At 70.9% G+C, this 20,864-nt stretch carries 15 protein-coding genes; 6 read left to right on the top strand and 9 right to left on the bottom strand.

The annotated features are described in order from the left end of the window. Positions 1-15: 15 nt before the first annotated feature. From ACYVIP_RS26035 to ACYVIP_RS26020, 4 genes are all read right to left on the bottom strand, one after another. Positions 16-444, bottom strand: coding sequence for a hypothetical protein (locus ACYVIP_RS26035; protein ID WP_460400847.1), 429 nt, complete (start codon positions 442-444; stop codon positions 16-18). Positions 445-510: 66 nt separating this feature from the next. Next, positions 511-1,668, bottom strand: coding sequence for a DUF5685 family protein (locus ACYVIP_RS26030; RefSeq protein WP_460400907.1), 1,158 nt, complete (start codon positions 1,666-1,668; stop codon positions 511-513). A gap of 95 nt (positions 1,669-1,763) precedes the next feature. Next, on the bottom strand, positions 1,764-2,840 hold the full coding sequence (locus tag ACYVIP_RS26025; RefSeq protein ID WP_460400845.1) for a DUF3558 family protein: 1,077 nt from the start codon (positions 2,838-2,840) through the stop codon (positions 1,764-1,766). A gap of 378 nt (positions 2,841-3,218) precedes the next feature. Further along, complete coding sequence (locus tag ACYVIP_RS26020; RefSeq protein ID WP_460400843.1) at positions 3,219-4,046, bottom strand: UbiA family prenyltransferase; 828 nt, start codon at positions 4,044-4,046, stop codon at positions 3,219-3,221. 36 nt (positions 4,047-4,082) lie between these two features. Here ACYVIP_RS26020 and ACYVIP_RS26015 point away from each other — a divergent pair, with 36 nt between their 5' ends. The 6 genes from ACYVIP_RS26015 (at position 4,083) to ACYVIP_RS25990 (ending at position 13,306) form a co-directional block, all read left to right on the top strand. Then, a complete protein-coding gene (locus ACYVIP_RS26015) occupies positions 4,083-5,141 on the top strand; it encodes a type III polyketide synthase (protein WP_460400841.1) in 1,059 nt (352 codons plus the stop codon). Then, positions 5,135-5,656, top strand: a complete 522-nt coding sequence (locus ACYVIP_RS26010) for an isoprenylcysteine carboxyl methyltransferase family protein (RefSeq protein ID WP_460400839.1) — start codon at positions 5,135-5,137, stop codon at positions 5,654-5,656. The genes ACYVIP_RS26015 and ACYVIP_RS26010 overlap by 7 nt, the downstream gene beginning before the upstream one ends. A 4-nt stretch (positions 5,657-5,660) precedes the next feature. Continuing rightward, positions 5,661-6,683 (top strand): NAD(P)/FAD-dependent oxidoreductase, encoded by a 1,023-nt coding sequence (locus ACYVIP_RS26005; protein WP_460400837.1) that lies wholly within the window; start codon positions 5,661-5,663, stop codon positions 6,681-6,683. Continuing rightward, a complete protein-coding gene (locus tag ACYVIP_RS26000) occupies positions 6,683-7,840 on the top strand; it encodes a geranylgeranyl reductase family protein (protein ID WP_460400835.1) in 1,158 nt (385 codons plus the stop codon). The genes ACYVIP_RS26005 and ACYVIP_RS26000 overlap by 1 nt, the downstream gene beginning before the upstream one ends. A 124-nt stretch (positions 7,841-7,964) precedes the next feature. After that, positions 7,965-12,665, top strand: coding sequence for a phage tail protein (locus tag ACYVIP_RS25995; RefSeq protein ID WP_460400833.1), 4,701 nt, complete (start codon positions 7,965-7,967; stop codon positions 12,663-12,665). Further along, a complete protein-coding gene (locus ACYVIP_RS25990) occupies positions 12,662-13,306 on the top strand; it encodes a hypothetical protein (RefSeq protein WP_460400831.1) in 645 nt (214 codons plus the stop codon). The genes ACYVIP_RS25995 and ACYVIP_RS25990 overlap by 4 nt, the downstream gene beginning before the upstream one ends. A gap of 29 nt (positions 13,307-13,335) precedes the next feature. Here the strand turns inward: ACYVIP_RS25990 and ACYVIP_RS25985 are convergent, their stop codons facing one another. From ACYVIP_RS25985 to ACYVIP_RS25965, 5 genes are all read right to left on the bottom strand, one after another. Continuing rightward, a complete protein-coding gene (locus ACYVIP_RS25985) occupies positions 13,336-14,712 on the bottom strand; it encodes an alkaline phosphatase PhoX (RefSeq protein ID WP_460400829.1) in 1,377 nt (458 codons plus the stop codon). A 202-nt stretch (positions 14,713-14,914) separates the two neighbouring features. Continuing rightward, a complete protein-coding gene (locus tag ACYVIP_RS25980) occupies positions 14,915-15,811 on the bottom strand; it encodes a glycine betaine ABC transporter substrate-binding protein (protein ID WP_460400827.1) in 897 nt (298 codons plus the stop codon). Positions 15,812-15,851: 40 nt separating this feature from the next. Beyond that, positions 15,852-16,769, bottom strand: a complete 918-nt coding sequence (locus ACYVIP_RS25975) for an ABC transporter permease (protein ID WP_460400825.1) — start codon at positions 16,767-16,769, stop codon at positions 15,852-15,854. Then, positions 16,769-18,022 (bottom strand): quaternary amine ABC transporter ATP-binding protein, encoded by a 1,254-nt coding sequence (locus ACYVIP_RS25970; protein WP_460400823.1) that lies wholly within the window; start codon positions 18,020-18,022, stop codon positions 16,769-16,771. Before ACYVIP_RS25970 ends, ACYVIP_RS25975 begins: the two co-directional genes overlap by 1 nt. 358 nt (positions 18,023-18,380) lie before the next feature. Beyond that, complete coding sequence (locus tag ACYVIP_RS25965) at positions 18,381-20,765, bottom strand: ATP-binding protein (protein WP_460400821.1); 2,385 nt, start codon at positions 20,763-20,765, stop codon at positions 18,381-18,383. Positions 20,766-20,864 lie beyond the last annotated feature (99 nt).

Genomic DNA, 20,864 nt, shown 5'->3' with positions numbered 1-20,864 from the left:
GGACGGCCAAACGGCTCAGACGCCGTAGTACCACTCGTACTCGACCATGCGGCCGGCGGGGGTGAAGTCGTCGAAGTCGCCGGCGTCACGGCACTGCCGCAGGTAGTCCAGTGCTTCTTCTGGACCGTTGGCGCTCAGGTAGGCCTCGGTTTCGTCGAGCCCGGCCCCGCACAGCATCTGGATGTCGATGGCCGACGAGGTGTCCATGCTGGTGCGCTTCGCGCGCCACAGGAGCGGCACGTCGGCCAGCGACCCGATGCCGAACAACTGCGCGCTGACCAGCCTCATCAGCTCGTGATCGGTCTCGATGTCGTCGGCGGCGGACTCCCCGGCGTAGGCGGCACGTTCGATCTCCGTCTCGTGTGCCAGCAGCGCCCTGAGCTCGGGCAGCACGCTCGGGTCGGGGCGCAGGCCGTAGCGGGCGAGGCATTCGTCGGCATTCACTCGTCGAGTCTCACATCGAGCCGGGGGCGCCGGAAGCCGTTTTCGTCATCAGCCGATCGACAAAGGTCAGCAGTCGCATGAGCAGCCACAGTCGCAACAACCGTCCTCGCCGCAACAGCCGCAGCAGCCGGACGGGTCGCAGCAGTCGCCGTTGCGGCACCGGCCCTCCTTCGGCTCCCCGGTCCACGGGTCGTGGAACTCGCCAGCGCAGCAGTACTGGCACGAGCAGAAAAGCAGGGCCGCCATGCCACATCCGGCGAGCGTGCCGCGCCGCCTGCCCCGTTTCGGCCTGTCCTCCGGGGGCGGTGATGGCTGCCATCCTGGCAGCGGCGGGCCCTGCGGCCGGGGATGTCCGTGTGCGTCACCGAACGCGCGCGTCACCGCGTGCTCCAGTTCGTGCACCAGCAACGCGTGCACCAGCAACGCGTGCACCAGCGACCGGTCGGTGAACGTCACGTCCCGCAGCGCCAGCCGGACCCCGGTGACCGCGTCCACACACAGCCGCCGGATCTCGCCGAGGTCGGTGCCGGTCGCCTGGATGGGGTTCCACGCGCCGCACCGCTCGTCCTCAGCCAGGTCCTCGACGGCGTCCAGCAGGTGCGCGACCCGGCCGAACAGCCGGCCCGCCTCCCGCAACGGGCCGGCGTTGTCCGGCTGGCCGGCGAGCACCGCCGTGTGCGCGAACGCCTCGGCGGTCGCGGTCTCGGTCGGTTCGGTGGCCAGCAGCACCGAACTCCCAGTGTCCACAGTGGACTCCACGGTCGACTGCCGGAGCACCGAGTCCAACAGCACAGCGGTGTCGAACCCGACGCGGTCGCCGGTCGCAGCGCCCTGTCTGGCCCACCGCGTGGCCACCCGGCGCGCCACGCCCGCGACCGGTCGCCTGCCGAACGCGCCGTCCCGGTCCTCGACGTGGTCACGCATCTTGGCCGACGCCAGAACCAGCGACACCGCCGCCGCCAGGCGCGACGCGTCACCGTGCGCGACGGTGGCGGCCCGCATCCCGCGCAACGGACACGGCCCGGCCGTCCGCCGGCCACCGACACGCGCCGACTGCGCCTCACCCAACGCGGAGAGCACGAGGCCGTCGTAGTTGGTCACCGTGCGGGCGAACTGGCCGTGGTCGTCGCGCAGGGCGAGACACAGGCCGCACAGGTGCGCCAGCCACGACTCCCGCAACCGCGGCGACAACCGGTGCCGACATGGCCGGATGATCCCGAACAACCGCACTCCCCCACCCCAGCCCGACGATGTCCAGACGGGACGCTACCCACGTCGCGTCCGCCGTGTGACGGAAACGCGCCAGTCGATGCGGGTGCTCACGAGAAGTACGCACGGGTGATGTCGGCGAGTGCGGGTTCGAGCACGGACTGCTTGGTGCTGTCCGGGGGGACGTCGTTCTCGACACCGCGACCGGCCAGAATGGTGAGGGCGAGACAGAGTTGCCCGCTGGTGCTGCCGGCGACCGGCAGCGTGCAGAGGCGGTGGTGACTGGATCGATCGCCGGTGCTGGTGGTCGATTTGGCCTGGCGCCCGGCCACCTGCCGCTGCTCGCCATCGCTGTCGAGGGAGTCGTTCGGTGCGACCACGATGTCGACGAGCACGGTGTGGTCAGGCTCCACGAACGAGCACTGCGCCTGTTCACCGGCAGGACCAGAGATGACCGGGACCAGGTTGGCATCGACTCGGGTGCGCAGCGCCTGCCCGGCCAGGGTGCACGCCACCCCGGGGTCGGCAGCCGCTGCCGGAAGTACGTCCTGGGGATCGTCTGGCACGTCCGCCTCCGCCCCAGGCCGACACTCTGTCTCAAAGGGATAGTCGACGCACGCGCCCGCCAGTGGCTGGTCCGGCTCGTCGGACTCGTACCCGAGACCGATCAGCCTGGGCACCGCCGCCTCGGCGGCCGCCCTCGTCGTCGCACAGAGGTCACCTGGAGCCGAACGCGGACCGGCCCGGCCGACGAACGAGACGACTCGGCGGAAGCTGACCGGAACGACGACCTGGCAGGAGTCGGTTCCCGGTTCGGACACGTCGAGGTAGGCTTTCATGCCGTTCAGGTCCAGCAGCGCCGAGCGGTACCGCTCACCACGGTCGAACTTTTCCCCGAGCATGACCGAGACATGGTCACCGAGTTCCGCGATGTCGATCCGGCAGCCGTCCGTGGTGGTGGGCTGTGGCGCCACCCCGGCGGGCGCGCCGACGGCGGCTGGATCCAGCAGAGAACACGGGTCCAGCCGACGCAACGAGGCCAGCACGGCACCTTCGTCCCGATCCGGTGGCACCTCGACGGTCGGCGTCGCGGGCGTCGACGGTTCCGACCGCGGATCGTCCGGTGCGCAGCCCGCGATCATCACCAGCGCCACGAGACCGAGCAGCGATGACCGGCCCGTCCTCATGCTGGCAACAATCTCCGTACGCGTCTCCTGGAGGATTTTCGTCCGCACGAAGAATAGTGGTCGACGACAGCCCAACAAACCCACGCCCAACAATGGACGGCCAGGCGCTCAGCGCACGGCGTAGGTGGCGGGCACGAGGTCTCTGCCGGGGAGGCGGACCACCACGTGGTGGTCGTCGATGCCGATCAGGTCGCCGGGAAGTCGAGGATGCTCGCGGCGTTGCGCATCACATCCGTGTCAGCCGTGTACCCCTCTGGCATTGTGCCCCCCAGGTCGCTCTCAGCAGCACGACTCTGACACAGCGCAAGATCGCTCACCAGCAGTTCGAACGAACTGGCGGAAATCGCGGGGAAGTACTGGCCAGTGCCAGACAGCGGGTCAGATCGTGACGGCGATCAGCAGGACGACGTCGAGGATCGCGATCACGACCGTGAGGCGGAACGCGATCGGGCGTCGTGGGGCGCGGATGGCGGCCACGGTGGTGGCGGCCGCCAACGCGGCCCCGGCCGTCACCACCGTCAACGTGAACAGCGCCGACGCGGCCGCCGGTGCGATACCGAGCACCACCGACGCCACCGCCAGCGACGCGGCCATCACGAGCACACCGTTGCGCGGACCGAGCCGGTGCGGGAGCCCCCGCACCCCGGTCCGCGCGTCCGCGCTCAGGTCGGGGAGCACGTTCGCGAAATGCGCCCCGAATCCCAGCAGCGCGCTGACCACCGGCACCCACCACGGCGGCCACGGTTCCCCCGGCGACGCGGCATACACCCCGACGGGTAGCGCACCGAACGCCACGAGATACGCGGCACCAGACCAGATCGTGGCCTTCAGGCCGAGGTTGTACGCCCATCCGCCCGCGACCCCGAGCAACAGCGCGCCACCGGCGACCCATCCCAGCGACACCGACAACACGATCGTGGCCGCCGCCGCCACGATCGCCGCCACCGCCACGACGCGCACCGGAACCAGCCCGGCCGCCGCGGGTTTGTCCGGCCGGCCATTCGTGCGGTCCCGTGCCGCATCGACCCAGTCGTTGGACCAGCCGATCGACAGTTGCCCGGTGAACACCGCGGCGCCGAGCAGGAACAGGCGCCAGCCGTCGAGCCCGCTGCCCACACCCAGGAGCACGGCCACCACGGTCACCGCCAGGCTGGGCAGCGGGTGGCACGACCCCGCGAGACCACGCACCATCCCCAGCCAGGTCATCTGCCGAGTGTAGGTGGAGCACCTACATTTGATACGGTGACGACCATTTCGGCGGTACACGGTGTCCTTCCACCGCATCGCTATCCACAGGAACGGCTGACGGATCTGTTCGCCCAACTGTGCCTTGTGGACTCGACCGCGCGGACGGTGGCTGCCCGGTTGCACCGCAGTGCCCGGGTCGGCGCGCGCCACCTGGCACTACCCATCGAGCGATACCCGGAACTCGCCGGGTTCACCTCGGCCAACGACGAGTTCCTCGCGGCCGCGGTCGATCTTGGATGCGCGGCCGCGCTGGGCGCGTTGGCCGACGCCGGGCTGCGACCGGCCGATGTGGATCTTGTGGTGTCCACGACGGTCACCGGGATCGCGGTGCCCTCGCTGGAGGCGCGGATCGCGGCGCGGATCGGTATGCGGTCGGACGTCAAGCGGGTGCCGATCTTCGGTCTCGGCTGTCTGGCCGGCGCGGCCGGGATCGCCCGGTTGCACGACTTCCTGCGCGGCTGGCCGACGTCGGTGGCGATGTTGGTGTCGGTCGAGTTGTGCTCGCTCACCGTGCAGCGGCAGGATTCCAGTGTGGCGAACATGATCGCGGCCGGGCTGTTCGGCGACGGCGCGGCCGCGGTCGTCGCCGTCGGCACCGATCATCCACTCGCGGCGGCCGGGCCACGGGTCGTGGACTCGGTGAGCCACCTGTATCCGAACTCCGAGCGCGCCATGGGCTGGGACATCGGCAGCAACGGCCTGCAGGTCGTGCTCGGCGCGGAGGTGCCCGACCTGGTGCGCACCCACCTGGCCGACGACGTCAAGTCCCTGCTGGCACCGCACGACCTGGACGTCGACGACATCGCCCGCTGGATCTGCCATCCCGGCGGGCCGAAGGTGATCGAGGCCATCCAGTCGGTGCTCGGCCTCGACGAGGACGACCTCGCGCTGACGTGGCGTTCGCTGCACGAGATCGGCAACCTGTCCTCCGCGTCGGTACTGCACGTCTTCGCCGACACGCTCGACCACCGGCCGGCCTCCCCTGGCGACTGGGGCGTGGTGCTGGCCATGGGCCCGGGGTTCTGCGCCGAGTTGGTGCTGCTGCGATGGTGAGCCAGGTGTGGTACTCGGTGCTGGTCGGTCTGGTCGCGGTGGAGCGGCTGGCCGAGTTGGTCGTCGCCAAACGCAATCTGGCGTGGAGTATGGCTCGCGGTGGCCGCGAGACCGGGTTCGCGCACTACCCCTTCATGGTCGTGCTGCACACCGGACTGCTGGCCGGCTGTCTGCTCGAGGTGTGGCTGGCCGACCGGGACTTCGTCCCCTGGCTCGGCTGGCCGATGCTCGCGTTGGTCGTCGGGTCGCAGGTGCTGCGGTGGTGGTGCATCCGGGTCCTCGGCACCCAGTGGAACACCCGGATCGTCGTCGTTCCCGGGCTCGCCCGGGTCACCGGCGGGCCCTATCGCCTGTTCCCGCACCCGAACTATGTCGCGGTCGTGGTCGAGGGGTTCGCGCTGCCGCTGGTCCACGACGCGTGGCTGACCGCCGTCGTCTTCACCGTGTTGAACGCCGGCCTGCTGACGGTGCGGATCCGCGCGGAGAACGACGCGCTCCGGGCCGCGTATGCCTGAGCGGATGCACGATGTCGTGGTGGCCGGCGGCGGGCCGGCTGGGCTCGCGGTCGCGTTGGGCTGTGCCCGCGCGGGCATGGACGTGGTGGTCTGCGAGAAGCGGGCCGGCGTGCTCGACAAGGCCTGCGGGGAAGGGCTGATGCCCGGCGCGGTGCGCGCACTCGCCGCGCTCGGCGTGGACCCACCGGGCCATCCGATCGGTGGAATCACCTACCGACAGGGTGATCTGGTCGCGCACGCCGCGTTCCGCAGCGGCACCGGACGCGGGGTCCGGCGCACCCACCTGCAGGACACGCTGCGGGCCGCGGTCGACCACGCCGGGGTGCCGGTCCTGGCGTCCCCGGTCACCGGCCTCACCCAGTACGAGGACCACGTGCGCGCCGGTGACCTGCGGGCGCGGTACCTCGTCGCGGCCGACGGGCTGCACTCCGCGATCCGGGACCTCGTCGGCCTCACCACCGCGCGGGTGACACCGGTCCCCCGGTGGGGCCTGCGCCGGCACTTCGCGCTCGCCCCGGCCAGCACCACCGTGGAGGTGACCTGGGCGCACCGGTCCGAGGCCTACGTGACGCCGGTGGCGCCGGACACGATCGGCGTCGCGATCCTGTCCTCGGTCCGGGGCGGCTTCACCGACCAGCTCGCCGCCTTTCCCGACCTGGCGGCCCGGCTGTCCACCGCGACACCGGTCTCGCCGGTCCGGGGCGCCGGCCCGCTCCGGCAGTGGACCACGGGCCGGGTGGCGGGGCGGGTGCTGCTCGTCGGGGACGCTGCCGGCTACATCGACGCGCTGACCGGCGAAGGGCTCGCGCTGTCGCTGACCACCGCGGCCGAACTCGTCCGCTGCCTGCGTGCCGGCCGGCCCGGCGACTACGAGCGCGCGTGGACCCGCACCTCACGCCGGTCCCGCTGGCTGACCGAGTCCCTGCTGTGGGCCAGGAACCGGCCCGCGCTGGCCAGGCGGATCGTGCCGATCGCCACCCGCGTCCCTCGGCTGTTCGCCGCCGCCATCGACCAGCTCGCCCGCTGATGCCAGGGCGCGCCGGCGAATGGGACCTGGTCGTCGTCGGGGCCGGGCCGGCCGGGTCGACCGCGGCGCTCGCCGCGTTGCGCGCCGACCCGGCCGCCAGGGTGCTGCTGCTGGACGCCGCCGACTTCCCCCGCGACAAGGTCTGTGGCGACGGGGTCGCGCCGCAGGCGCTGGACGTCCTCGCCGGCCTCGGCGTGGACGTCGCCGCGCTCACGGCGGGCACCGCTCCGATCGAGGACCTGCGGCTGACCTCGCCGCGGGGCGTGACCGCCACCCGCCGCTTCGCCCGCCCCGCCTCGGTCATCCCGCGCGCGCTGCTGGACGCGCGACTCGTGCACGCCGCCCAGGAGGCGGGTGCGGTACTGCGCCGGCACCGGGTCCGCACGCTCACCGCCGCCGGCGACGGGGTCGACCTCGACGGCGTCATCCACGCCAGCACGGTCATCGGCGCGGACGGCGCGGAGTCGGTCGTGCGCCGGCAATGTGGCGCGCGTGGGGCGCCGGCCGGCACGACCGCCATCGCGCTGCGCGGCTACACCAGTGCTCGGCCATGGCCGGCCGGGGAACAACGGCTCGTGATGGCCACCGCGCACTGGCCCGCCTACGCCTGGGTCTTCCCCGTCGGCGACGGCACCGCGAACGTCGGCTACGGCGAGCTCATCGGCGCCGCTCCCCCGACCAGGGCCCAGCTGACCGAACGCCTGCACGACCTGCTGCCGGACTGTCCGCCGGTGGCGCTGCGCGGGCATCGCCTGCCGCTGTCCCCCGGCCGCCCCGACGTCGGCGCGGGCCGGGTGCTGTTGGCGGGGGACGCCGCGTCCCTGATCAACCCCCTGACCGGCGAGGGCATCTACTACGCGGTCCGGTCCGGTCTCCTCGCCGGTACGGCCGCCATGACCGCCAGGCCCGTCGACCAGTACCGGCGAGCGCTGCGCCGCGGCCTTGGCCGACACCTCCGGCACACCGACGCGCTCGCCCGGCTCACGCGCACGCCGTGGCTGGTCGACCTGGCCACCGCCGCCGCCCGCGACCGCCAGCGCGCGTTCGACGAGCTGGTCGAGATCGGCCTCGGCGCGGGCACCGTCAGCACCACACTGGCCGCGGCGATGGTGACCACGCTCGTCGCGCGGCGCTCGTGGGTGGCGACGCCGCGGTGACGCGACCGCGACGCGGCCGCCCGCATCCTTGTCCGGTGACCGTCGCGTGTGACCGGTGCCCTGGGACCTGGGCCCGATGCCCGCCCCGATGAGGTTGCGCGCGCCCGTACCCGCCAGGACGCCCGTGATCGACCCGCGGCGCCAGCAGGCGCGCGCCTCGGGCACCGCGATGGCCCGCAGGTCCGCCGACCTGGTGCGAGCACGTTCCCAGGTGGGCAACGCGGCCATGGCCTCGGCGTTGGGTGGCGCCCCGGCCAACGCCGAGGCCACCCCCACCGGATTGACCGAGCGGATGTTGTTGGCCGGTCAGGATGTCGTCGGCAACCAGGCCGTCGCGGCCAGGGCGACCGCGCGCACGGCCACCCAACAGCCCCGCGGGAAGTCCCAGCCCAAACCCGTTCGGCGGGCGAAGGCGCCGGCCGCTTCCGCTCCCGAGGTGACCGACAGGGACGAGAAGAAGGAGCGCGCGGACAAGGACGCCGGGAACAAGGAGGCGACCGGCCCGCGCAAACCGGGCGCGGACCCGAAGTTCCAGGCGTTGAAACAGGATGTCGCGGCGAAGAAGCGGGCGGTCGGGACGAGTCATCCACCGGCCGCGGTGGAGGCGGGCGCGGCGCAGGGTGCGGCGGTGCCCCCGCCGGACGACCGCGAAGCGCGGGGCAAGGCGGCCCATTCCGAGGACATGGATGCCGCGCAGCCCAAGGAGTTCGACAAGCAGTCGTTCATCGCCGCGGTGGAGAAGGCGATCCGCGACCGGGCGCCCAAGAACCTCGACGAGGCGGACAACTTCGGGGACTCGGGCAAGGCCGAGGAGGTCAGAACCGAGGTCGCCGACAAGGTCGGCGCGGGCAAGGACGCCGCGGCCTGCGAGATCGCCGACACCACCGCGGCCACGCCACAACCGGCCCCGGACGCCAAGACGGTCGTGCCGATCACGGCGGACAAGGTGCCCGGCCGGCCGGGCACGCCCAACCCCAACCAGGCCGCGCCCGACCCGCTGCCCAAGTCGGTCACGAACCTGTCGGCCGGATCGGAGCGGGTCAGCAAGCAGTTGACCACCGCGGGCGTGACCGAGCAACAGCTGTCGATGAAGAACTCCCGCGAGCCCGCGTTCGACAAGGCGGTGCGGGACAAGAAGGCGATGGACGCCCACGCCGACACCGCGCCCGGGGAGCTGCGCGCGGACGAGTCCCGCGAGCTGAAGAAGGTCAAGGCGACCGCCGCGGGGACCGGCGCGGCCGCGATGGGCGACATGCACGGCACCCGCCTCGACTGCGGCAAACGGGTCACCACCGGCAAGAAGGCGACCAAGGGCAGCGACGAGGACAAACGCACCCAGGTCACCGCGCTGCTGCAGCGGGTGTTCGACGACACCAAGGGCGACGTCGACAAGATCCTGGCCGAGCTGGACAAGAAGGTCGACGACCAGTTCACCAGGGGTGAGCGGACGGCGCGTACCGACTTCACCGACGAGCACAGCCGTGGCATGGAGGAGTACAAGGACCGCCGGTACTCGGGCATCACCGGCAAGGCCCGCTGGGTCAAGGACCTGTTCGCCGACCTGCCGGAGGAGGCCAACCGGATCTACGAACGCGCCCGCGACAACTACCTCGCCGCGATGCGCAGGGTCATCTCCGACATCGCCGACACCGTGGTCGGCGAACTGCGCCGGGCCAAGGACCGGATCGCCAAGGGCCGCAAGGAACTCAAGCAGGCGGTCGACCAGCTTCCCCAGGACCTCCGCGCGATCGGCCGCGACGCCGCGGCCGACTTCGACGGCCAGTTCGAATCGTTGCAGGACACCGTCAACAACAAGGGCACCCAGCTCGTCGACACCCTGGCCACCAGGTACACCGACGCGGTCAAGTCCGTGGACGCCGAAATCGCGGCGGAGAAGGAGAAGAACAAGGGCCTGGTGTCCAAGGCCGCCGAGGCCATCGGCGGTGTGATCAACACGATCAGGGAACTCGGTCGGCTGTTGATGGGTGTGCTGCGCAAGGCGGCCTCGGCGGTCCCGCTGATCCTGCGGGACCCGATCGGGTTCCTCGGCCGGCTCATCTCCGGCGTCGGCGGCGGATTGGGCCTGTTCAAGAAGAACGCCGGCCGGCACCTGCAGCAGGGCGTGCTGGCCTGGCTGCTCGGGGCCGGCGTGACCGGCGGCCTGCAGATGCCGGTGACCTTCGACATCCTGGGCATCCTGGTGCTCATCGCCGGGCTGCTCGGGCTGAACTGGCCCAACATCCGCACCCGGCTCACCCGCAAGGTCCCCGAGCGCGCGGTCGCCTCGGCCGAACGCGGCCGCGACGCCATCCCCATCGTGGTGGAGGTCAGGAAACGCGGTGTCCGCGGCATGTGGAACGACCTCCGGTCCCGCGTCGGCGACCTGCGGAAGGACCTGATCGGCAAACTGGTCCAGTACCTGCTGCCGACGATCATCCTCGCCGGCATCACCTGGATCGTGTCGCTGTTCAACCCGGCGTCGGCGTTCATCCGCGCCTGCAAGATGATCATCGACATCGTCCGGTTCATCGTCACCCAGGCACGCCAGATCATCCAGTTCGTCAACGCGGTGCTCGACGCGGTCATCGCCATCGCCCGCGGCGGCGCCGGCGGGGTGCCCGCGCTCGTCGAACGCGCGCTCGCCCGGTCGATCCCGGTGCTGATCGGCGCCCTGGCCGCGATTCTGGGCATCGGCGGGATCGGCGGCCGGGTCAAACAGGTCTTCCAGCAGATCGCCCGACCGGTCAACCGCGCCATCGACTGGGTCATCGACAAGATGGCCGGCCTGATCAGGAAACTCCTGGCCAAGCCAAGGTCCACACCGGACCGAAGGAAGCCAACGCGCCCGCGCACGCCGGTCAGGGACCGCGCCCGCCGCCCGGACCGCCGCCGGCCGAGGAGACGGCCCGACCGCCGCCGGGACCGCCGCCCGGATCGACGCCCGGATCGACGCCCGGATCGACATCGGGACCGGCGTTCCGAACGGGACAAGCGCATCGCGCTCGACGCCGCCGTGCGCGACGCGATCGCCCTTCTCAGCGAGGAGTCGGCCACCCCGGAGACCGTGCGGAAGGGCTTGCCGGCCATCAGGAGAAGGCACCGGCTCAGCCGGATCAGGCTGATGGACGCGGCAGGGGACAAGTACCGGATCCAGGTGGCCATCAACCCGTCGCGCCTGACCCCGTTCAGGTCGCTCGGCAAGAAGTTCCCCTATGAGGTCGGCCCGCTCGCGGCACCGATCGACATCACCAGGTTGCCCGGCGCGGTGGACAACCTCGGCCCGACGGACCTGCCGATGATGGCAGGCGACAAGAAGAACCTCTCCGGTTTCGTCGTCAACATCACGACGATCGCGAGCGGTGTCAAGAACAACCGCCAACTGGCCGCGCGCTACCTGCACGACGCCTGGCGGGACCCGAGCGGGAAGAACACCGGTGCCGAGGACGTGCAACGCTGGCGCACCGCGGTGGTCATCGGGGTCAACACCTTCAAGCGGCTCGACCCGGCGAAGGACGCCGACGGGCAGCGAGACCTCGCGCAGACCCTGGAGCAGATAGAGCAGCGCCCCGGACTGCTCCTCGCGGCCTTCGCCTTCCTGTGGGCACCCAAGTGGCGGCACACGAAGGAGAAGCGGAACGCGCCGATGTCCGAGGTGCGCGGGGCCTACCTGAAACTGTCGGCCAAGGACCGGGATCAGGCCAGCAAGCGCCATGAAAGCGCCAGACTCTGGCGCGACCAGGAGAAGCTGCCCTACGGCCTCTTCCGCGAAGTGGTGTTCGGGTCGACATACACCCGACGGGCCGTGAGCATTCTCTCCCAGGTCAACCAGCGGGTCTTCGTGTTGGGCCAGGACGCGGACACCGATGTCGTGACCGCACAGGCGAAGGGCATCCTCGCCGTCTACGCCAGGGTGCTCGAGGAGGCCGACCAGGACCCCCTGCTGGTCATCGGCGGCTACAACTTCAAGGGCCTCGACTGGCGCAGGGGAGTTGACTCGCGGACCGTTCAGCTGACGCTGCTCGGCAACGAGCTCGACCACGCCATCCGCAAGGTCATCGCCGAGGACAACCCGGAGATGCTGTACCCGACCGAGCCCAACATGCTGATCAAGGCCTGGGAGAACGACGAAAGACGCCTCCGGGGCGTCTTCCAGACCGAGATCGGCACCAACCTGGAGCGGACCCAGGGTTCGCTCTACGGACTCGGCGCGACCGAGGGCCGCGTGGCCAGGAACGTGATGATGGAGGTCTACGAAGGCGACTTCACCATGCTCAACGTGCCGGAGGCCGGCGTCGCCACCAGCCCGGAGCCGGCCGACCCCACGCGGGGACTCACGGTGACCGCGAGCCAGGCCCGCAGGGCCGGCCGGTTCAGCTGGCTGCCGTTCACCCGGCGCAGACCTGCGGTGGACACCGTCCTCCGGCAGTCGCAGTCCTACGCCAGCGCCGAGACCCTCGCCAGGGAGTTCGGCAAGACCTTCCCCGAGCTGCCACGGGACCAACGGCGGTTCCTGCGCAACAGCGTCTTCAGCTACGTCGAGCGGGTCGCCAGGCTGATGGCCGACAACCCGGAGCTGCGGATCGACAGCCCGGCGATCAACGCGCTGTGGCAGGCGCTCGGTGCGGACGTCAAGCAGCTGCTTCGCCAGGCGGAGCTGGCCGACGACCCGCGGTTCAGGCAGGCCGTGGAGAAGGCGCACGGGCTGACGCAGAAGGTCGTCACCGCGATGACCGCCGACCAGATGCGCACCATCTGGCACGCTCTGCGCGTGCAGTTGCGGGACGCCAAGAAGTACCGGAAGCCACCGGAGAGCAGGCGGCGATGACCGGGGACGCGCTCGACCGGCTACGTGCGGGTGCCTCACGCGGTGACTACGCCTCGATGGCCCGGCTTGCCAGCGCGCTACAGGCCGACGGACAGGGACCTCGGGAGGTTCTTCGCCAGTGCTATGGGGTCGACTTCCCGGTGGAGTTCTTCGTGGTGGCCGAAGCGAAGCCGTTGAAGCCGCCGCTGATGGGGTTCTTCACCACCCTGCCGTGGAAGTTGGTTCTGCCCCTGGAGCAGGGCGGTCCCCCACCCGAGGCGGAGTCGTTCCAGGCGTTCGAGCGGAAGATCTTCGACCGCGATCCCGACCTCGTCCCGTTGATGTGGCTGTTCGGCCCGCACGGACGGTGTGGTGACCGGATTCTGTGCTACCGCCTGCGCAGGCTGCACGCCGGTCATCCGACGGTGTACGGCATCCCGGAGGACGTCGGTCCTCGGGACCGGGTGCGGCGCTGCGGCGGATCACTGCTCACGGTGCTGCGCGCACACCACGCCGAGGAACTGCGCCAGACGGAACGGGAACGTCGGCGGCCGTCGAACTGGGGAGCCGGGTCAGTGGACCTCAAGGACGTGGCCGAGTCGCGGACCATGCTCGAGCAGATAGCGACGTTCCAACGAGAAACGACCCGGCGAGGCGGCTAGGCGACCGCGGGCTCGTGCCGCCCGGCTCGCTAGTGGCGGCGGTTCCACGGACCGGTGACGGCCAGCGTCATGCCGGGGTCGTAGATGTTGAAGTACATCGTCCGCCCGTCGGCGGAGAACCCCACCCCGGCCAGCTCGCCGTAGGCCGGTTCCTCGGGCGTGCCGTTGTTCACCCGGTTGCGGGCGAAGTGGAAGACCTCGCCGTCACGCGTGGTGCCGAGCATGTACGCGTCGCCGATGCCGTCCTCGCACATCATCAGGCCGCCGTAGGGCGACATGCAGATGTTGTCCGGCGCGTCGAACTCCGGGTTGTCCGGCCCGGGCGTCGGCCGGGTGAAGATGATCTCCAGCCGCAGCGTCCCCCGCCGAGGGTCGTACTTCCAGACCTGGCCGTCGTGGTCCCTGGCCGGGCCGAGCTCGGTGCGGGCGAACGAGGAGACGAAGTACGCGCACCGGTCGCGCTCGCCCCACCAGGCGCCCTCGATCTTGTAGCCGCCGGTAATCGGCTTCGCGTAGTCCTGGGAGCGCACCGACTCGGTGGTGGCCAACGGGTCGGGCACGGTCACCCAGTCGACCCCGCCGAACACCTCGCCCGCCTCCTGCACCACCGACAGGTCGGGCAGGTCGGGCACGTGCAACGCCTGCAGCTCGCCGCCGGCGCGCAGGCTCCCCCAGCCGCCGTGGGGACGCTCCGGCAGGAAGCGGTAGAAGCTGCCAAGCGGCGCGACGAACGCGTCCTCGGTCTCGTAGACGATGCCGGTGTGCGGGTCGACCGCGACCGCCTCGTGCTGGAACCGGCCCATCGCCGTCAGCGGCGTCGGGTTCTCGTTGCGCCGGTCGTCGTACGGGTCGACCTCGAAGATGAAGCCGTGGTCCTTGGTGTGGCCGTTCGCGCCGGCCTTGTCCTCGGTCTCCTCGCAGGTCAGCCACGTGTGCCAGGGCGTGATCCCGCCCGAGCAGTTGATCGCGGTGCCGCCGAGGCTGATGTGCTCGGACTCGGCCTGGCCGTGCCGGTCGATCACCAGTGTGCTGGTGCCACCGCCGCCGGCCGGGTCGTAGGTCCGCTCCGGGGGCGCCTGCACCGTGATCCGCGACGTCGGCGAGCACTCGTGGTTGCGGACCAGCCGGGAGCTCCCCCGGCGGGTGGGGAAGGCACCCATGCCGTCGAACCGGCTCGGCACCGGCAACCCGTCCGGCCGGACGGTGCCCTCCCTGGACAGGATCGTGTAGCGGAAGCCGCGGGGCAGGTCCAGGATCCCGTCGGGGTCGGGGATCAGCGGGCCGTATCCGGCGGGCGGCCCGGAGGATCCCGCCGCCGGCTGCGCGGCGAACAGCGCCTCGACGGATCCGGCGACGACAACGGCGCCTACGGCACGGCTCAGGAACTGGCGGCGCGACGAGGTCAAGGCGTCTCCTCACACGAGCGGACGAAAGTGAACGCGAGATGAACACGAGTTAACCGCATCGTGCCCTACGCGCACCACCAGCCGTACGGCCGAATCAGCGAGCCATACCCGAGCAAACCGTCCATTACGGACACAAAGTGGTGGCCCGACACGGATGTTCACCGTGTCGGGCCACCGTGCACCCCAACTGATCGGAATCCGGTCAGCCGAGCGTTGCCACCCAGTCCGGGTTGTCCTTGAGCCACTGGGTGATGGCCTCGTCTTCCTTGCCCTCGCCGAACTCGTTGACCACCAGGTCCTCGAGGGTGCCGTACTGCTCGTCGGTGAGCTTCGCCTTGGACATCATCTCGGCCACCTCGGCGTGCTCCTCGCTGAAGCCCTCCCTGGCCAGCTCGTGCAGCCCCTCGGCCTCGCCAAGCGCGCCCTTGGGGTCCTCCAGGTCCTTCACCGGGAAGGCGTTGTTCGCCCAGAACGGCCGCCACAGGGTGACCACGATGTCCTTCTGGCCCTCGGTGGCCTTCTTCAGCTCGGCGAGCATCGAGGTCGTCGACGAGGTGACCAGCTCGTAGTCGCCGTCCAGGCCGTAGTCCGGCATGACGGCGGTCTTGGTGACCTCGGTGAGGCCTGCGCCCGGCTCGATGCCGATGATCTTGCCGCCGAACTTGTCGGCGTTGCCGGTGAGGTCCTCAATGGAGTCGATGTCGGTGTACTCGGGCACCGCGAAGGTGAGCTTCGCGTTGGCGTAGTACGCGCCGAGGTCCTCGATCTTGTCGCCGTACTGCTCCATGTAGGACTTGTGCGTGACCTCCGGCCACGCGGACGGGTAGACGTCCAGGTCGCCTTCGGACAGTCCGGTGTAGAGCGGCGCGGCCTCCGACAGCTCCTCGATGTCGACCTGGTAGCCCTTGTCCTCCAGGATGTTCTTCCACAGGTACGCGGTGCTCAGGCCGTCGGTCCACGACGGGATGATCCCGAGCGTGATCTGCTTGCTGTCACCGCCGTCACCGCCATCACCACTGTCGCCGTCGGAACCACAGGCCACCAGCCCGAGGCTCAGGCCGACCGCCGCCACTGCCGCACCGACTCGTTTTCCCGTCATCGTCCTCGTCATTCGTCGTCCTCTTCTCTTCGTGCGGGCATCACGTGACGCCTCCAGTCCGTACCCGGGTCCGCAGGCCACGCAGCAGCCCTCGCCGCTGTCCGCGCTGCCCGGCCGACGCGGTGACGCGATCGAGGAAGATCGCGAGGATCACCACGGAGATGCCGGCCTCGAACCCGAGCCCGATGTCCAGGCGGGAGATCGACGAGGTCACCTCGCTGCCGAGGCCACCACCGCCGACCAGCCCCGCGATGACCGCCATCGACAGCGCCAGCATGATCACCTGGTTGACGCCGGCCATCACGGTCGGCAGGGCCAGCGGCAGCTGGACCTCCCGGAGGATCTGCCGGGGGGTCGCGCCGAACGCGTGCCCGGCCTCGACGACCTCGGCGTCCACCTGGCGGATGCCCAGCTCGGTCAGCCGGACGCCGGGCGGCAGCGCGAAGATGATGGTGGCCACCAGCCCGGCGGGCACCCCGATGCTGAACAGGGTGACCACCGGGACCAGCCACACGAAGGCCGGCATCGTCTGCATCAGGTCCATCACCGGGCGGATCACCCTGCTGAACCGGTCGGAGCGGGCCGCGAGGATGCCCAGTGGGATGGCGACCACCAGCGCCACGATGGTGGCGACCACGATGAGCGCCAGGGTGTCCATCGCGTTCTCCCACTGCTCCATCGAGATGATCAGCGCCATCCCGACGAGCGTGCCGAGCGCGACCTTCCAGTCCCGGACCAGCCAGGCCAGCAGCGCGAACACGAACGCCAGCACCAGTGGCGTCGGCCCGTTGAGCAGGTCGGCGATGCCGTCCACCGCGTCCCGCAGCAGGTCGGCGACCTGGTCGAAGAAGGTCTCGAGGTTGTCCTTGACCCAGTCGAACGCGCTGTCGATCCAGTCCCCGACCGGGATCCTCGGCAGGCCGTCGACGCTCTCGCCCCACATGTCCTGTGCCCGCATCACCGGGGTCCCTTCGTGGTGGCGTCGGGCGCCAGTTCGGAGCCGGTGTCCAGATCGGCGGCGGCGGACTGGGCGACGCTGCCGAGGGCGCTGAGCAGGGTGACGCGGGCGATGACGCCGAGCAGGGTCTCCTCGGCGTCGACCACGGCGATCGGGATGGCGCTGTGTGCCGAGGTGGCGAACAGGTCGGCGACCGCGGTGTCCGGGCTGACCTTGGCCGGCTGCTCCAGCACGCCCGCGAGGTCGTCGCGCCCGGCGGCGACGGCGTCGGCGGCGGCCGACTCGCTGACCACACCGTGTAGCCGATGCTTGCGGTCGACGACCATGATGCCGTTGAGCTGGTTCTCGCGCATCAGCTTGTGGGCCGCGCGCGGCCCCTGCCCCGCGCCGAGCACGGCGACCGGGTTCTCCATCACCGAGGCCGCGGTGAGGATCCGGGTGCGGTCGACGTCCTGGACGAACTGGGCGACGTAGTCGTTGGCCGGGTCGTTCAGGATCTCCTCGGCGGTGCCCTGTTGCACGATCCGGCCCTCCCGCATCATCGCGATGCGGTCACCGAGGCGCATCGCCTCGTTGAGGTCGTGGGTGATGAACAGGATGGTCTTGCCGAGGTCGTGCTGGAGCTTGATGAGCTGGTCCTGCATCTCCCGCCGGATGAGCGGGTCCAGCGCACTGAACGCCTCGTCCATCAGCATGATGTCGGTCTCCGCGGCCAGGGCGCGGGCCAGCCCGACCCGCTGGCGCATGCCGCCGGAGAGCTCACCGGGGTACGAGCCACCCCAGCCGCCGAGGCCGACCAGGTCCAGTGCGCGGTCGGCCCGCTGCTCGCGGTCCACGCGGTTGACGCCCTGGACCTTGAGCCCGTAGGCGGCGTTCTCGCCGACCGTGCGGTGCGGCAGCAGGGCGAAGTGCTGGAAGACCATGCTGATCCGCTCGCGCCGGACCCGCCGCAGACCGCGGGCCTCGAGCTTGGTGATGTCCTCGTCGTCGATGAGCACCGCCCCGGAGGTGGGCTCCAGCAGGCCGTTCACCATGCGGATCAGCGTGGACTTGCCCGACCCCGACAGGCCCATCACGACGAAGATCTGGCCGGGATCGACCGCGAAGGACGCGTCGATGACCGCCGCGGTCAGGCCGTCGGCGCGCAGTTCCTCGCAGCTGGCTCCCTCGCGCAACCGGGCTACCGCGCGTTGCGGGCGGCGGCCGAAGACCTTGTAGATCTCGGACAGCTCGATCAATGACACAGCCAGCATGACCTCTCGGTGGTGAACGCCGCCCTTGAGTTCGGCGCCTCGCAACCTAACAAGTCCGCTGCCGGTGGGCAGGCCTGCGGGTATGCGACGCGGGCTGTTGACATGGTTCAGGCCGCGATTCACCACCCTTGGTCACCGGGGAATCTCACTGAGCGAGGAATCGGGTGGTCGAGCCGGTCGCCCGGGAAGCGACCCGCACGCTGGGTTGTCGCCGGTGACAGGGTGTGCGGCGGGTCGGTCCGTCACCGGACCAGCCCACGTTGATCACGGATCTGACACGATCTGATCTCTCGGGATCGAGCACTCCCCCACGGCGTCGTGATCGCAAGGTGATCGCAAGGTTGCCCGGTCAGGGTCCTCAGCGCAGCCGGGCGCGTACCGGGCCGGCGTCGGGGTGGGCCAGGTCGTCGAGGATGGCCGTGGCCTGGCGCCACGCTGAGCGCGCGTTCCCGGCATCGCCGATCGCCTGGCGGGAGTCGCCGAGGTGGGTCAGCGTCGTCGCCTCGAAGTAGCGTTCGCCGGAGTCGCGCCATCGGGTCAGTGCCTGGCTGAAGCAGTCGATCGCCTCGGTGTACTGGCCGAGGTGGTGATGGGCGGAGCCAAGGCTGTCCCAGGTGTGTGCCTGCCAGTAGGTGTTTCCGGTCTCCTGTTGCAGCGCGAGTGCTCGCTGACAGTAGTCGAGCGCGCTCTCGTAGTCGCCGAGCTGGATGTGGTACCAGCCGATGTTGTTGAGCGCGTTGGCCTGCCCGTGGGTGTGGCCGGCCAGCGCGAACCGGTCGAACGCCAGCCGCGCGTGCTGGAGCGCGTGCGGGAAGTCGGCCTGGTGCTCGTCGAGGATGCCCAGGTTCAGCACCGTCCTGGCGGCGCCGACGTGGTCACCCAGCTGGTCGTAGTGGTCAAGGGCCAGCCGCAGCTGCTCGCCGGCTTCGGCGTAGCGCTTGCGCCGCAGGCACGCCACCGCCCAGTTGCGGCGGGCCCTGGCCTGCGCGTCGAGGTCGCCCAGCCGGACGCCCGCGGCCACCGCGAGCTGCTGGACCCTGCTCTGCTCTGCCCAGGCGCCGATCCGGTCGAGATAGGTGTTCATCGACCAGGCGAGTTGCCAGGCGTGGGTGTCGAAGCCGTCGGCGGCGAGCTCGATCGCGTTGAGCAGCACCTGGCGTTCGGCGGTGAGCCACGCCCACGCCTGGTCGCGGTCGGCGAACGTCGGCAGCGCGACCTCGGCCGGCACGGGCGGCAACGTGATCGCGTCCCGGTGTGGGTACAGCAGCAGGTCCGCGGCGTGCACGGTGTGCAGGTAGTGATCGAGCAGCCGGCCGAGCGCCTGCCGACGGTCTGGTTCCCGCTCGGTCGCCTGTTCGGCGGCGTAGGCGCGCAGCAGGTCGTGCATGGCGAACCGGCCCGGCGACGGCTCGGACACCAGGTTGGCGTGGGCCAGCGTCGCCAGCTGCCGTTGGGTCCGCGCGACGGGCTGCCCGGCCAGGCTCGCCGCGGCCCGCGCGCCGAACCCGCCGGCGGGGTGCAGGCCGAGCAGGCGCAGCAGCCGGGCCGTCGGCGCCTCGAGTTGCCGGCAGGACCAGGAGAACACGAACCGGATGTCCATCGTCGGCTCGGCGCTGGCGAAGCCGTCCAGCCTGGCCGCGTCCAGCTCGTCGGCCAACCGGGACAACGGAAAGCCGGGGAAGGTCTGCGCGCGGGCGGCCACCACCGCCAGCGCGAGCGGCAGCCCGGCCGACGCGGTGACGATGCGGCGCACCGCCGCCGGCTCCGCCGCGACCCGGTGCGCGCCAAGGCGAAGCGCCAGCAGTTCGCCGGACTCGGTGTCGGACAACAGATCCAGCACGACCGGGTGCGCGCCCTCGGCCGCGACCAGTCCGGTCATCCGCTGCCGGCTGGTGACCACCACGAGACAGCCCGGCGAGCCAGGCAACAGCGGTCGCACCTGCTCGGCGTCGCGGGCGTTGTCCAGCAGGATCAGCACCCGGCGCCCGGTCAGCAGGCTGCGGTAGAGCCCGGTCCGCGCGCCGAGGTCGGTCGGCGTGCGTTCGCCGGGAACTCCCAGTGTCTCCAGGAAACCACGCAGCACCTCGGCCGGGTCCAGCCGCGCGGACGCCGCGTCGAAGCCGCGCAGGTTCACATACAGCTGGCCGTCGGGGAACCGGTCGGCCACGCGGTTGGCCCAGTACACCGCGAGCGTGGTCTTGCCGACACCGGCGGTGCCGCCAAGGGCCGTGATCACCATCGCCGTCGGCGGCCGGGGATCGGCGAGCAGTTCGGCCAGCTGGGCCAGTTCCCCCGCCCTGCCGGCGAAGTGCGGCGCCGACGCGGGCAACTGTTGGGGCACCACCCAGGAATCCCGTTCCCGCGGTGGAGGACTCGCGTGGCGGCGCCGGGTTTCCTGCTGCGCGGCGACGGCGAGCCGGTCGGTCGACCGGTGACCGTCCAGGGCGCGGAGCAACTCCCAGTGCGTGGCGTCCCAGTGCGCCAGGTCGGCCAGTTCCGCCGGCACCTGGTGGCCGGTTTCCTCGGCGTGGGCCAGGCAGGCGCGCACGAAGCCGACGACGAAGTCCCACTCGGGCAACGACTTCGCGTTGAGCTTGTCGCTCACGGTCGACCGGGCGAGCGGGTGGCCGGCCACGGCCGCCGACGACGTGAGCTGGTTCAACGACGGCGCCCCCGCGCACTGCCGCAACCGGTTGAGTTCGCCGACGAACGTGTCCAGCACCTGTCTGGATTCCTGCGTCATGGAGCACCACCCGGGTCGCCTGTGCGGACGCGCTTTCCCTTTGACTGTCCGAGTTCCGGAAGGCGCCGGACAGCACAGGGTCTTCCTAGCATGGCCGCG

It is taken from the genome of Actinophytocola sediminis (assembly GCF_054779715.1).
Note: the sequence above shows the minus strand (reverse complement) of the source record. Positions and strands in the feature narration are given on the sequence as shown.

Coding starts and splice junctions, on each gene's coding strand:
- ACYVIP_RS26025 (WP_460400845.1), bottom strand. CDS start 2,840: ATGAGGACGGGCCGGTCATCGCTGCTCGGTCTCGTGGCGCTGGTGATG.
- ACYVIP_RS26020 (WP_460400843.1), bottom strand. CDS start 4,046: ATGACCTGGCTGGGGATGGTGCGTGGTCTCGCGGGGTCGTGCCACCCG.
- ACYVIP_RS26010 (WP_460400839.1), top strand. CDS start 5,135: ATGGTGAGCCAGGTGTGGTACTCGGTGCTGGTCGGTCTGGTCGCGGTG.
- ACYVIP_RS26005 (WP_460400837.1), top strand. CDS start 5,661: ATGCACGATGTCGTGGTGGCCGGCGGCGGGCCGGCTGGGCTCGCGGTC.
- ACYVIP_RS26000 (WP_460400835.1), top strand. CDS start 6,683: ATGCCAGGGCGCGCCGGCGAATGGGACCTGGTCGTCGTCGGGGCCGGG.
- ACYVIP_RS25990 (WP_460400831.1), top strand. CDS start 12,662: ATGACCGGGGACGCGCTCGACCGGCTACGTGCGGGTGCCTCACGCGGT.
- ACYVIP_RS25980 (WP_460400827.1), bottom strand. CDS start 15,811: ATGACGGGAAAACGAGTCGGTGCGGCAGTGGCGGCGGTCGGCCTGAGC.
- ACYVIP_RS25975 (WP_460400825.1), bottom strand. CDS start 16,769: ATGCGGGCACAGGACATGTGGGGCGAGAGCGTCGACGGCCTGCCGAGG.
- ACYVIP_RS25970 (WP_460400823.1), bottom strand. CDS start 18,022: ATGCTGGCTGTGTCATTGATCGAGCTGTCCGAGATCTACAAGGTCTTC.
- ACYVIP_RS25965 (WP_460400821.1), bottom strand. CDS start 20,765: ATGACGCAGGAATCCAGACAGGTGCTGGACACGTTCGTCGGCGAACTC.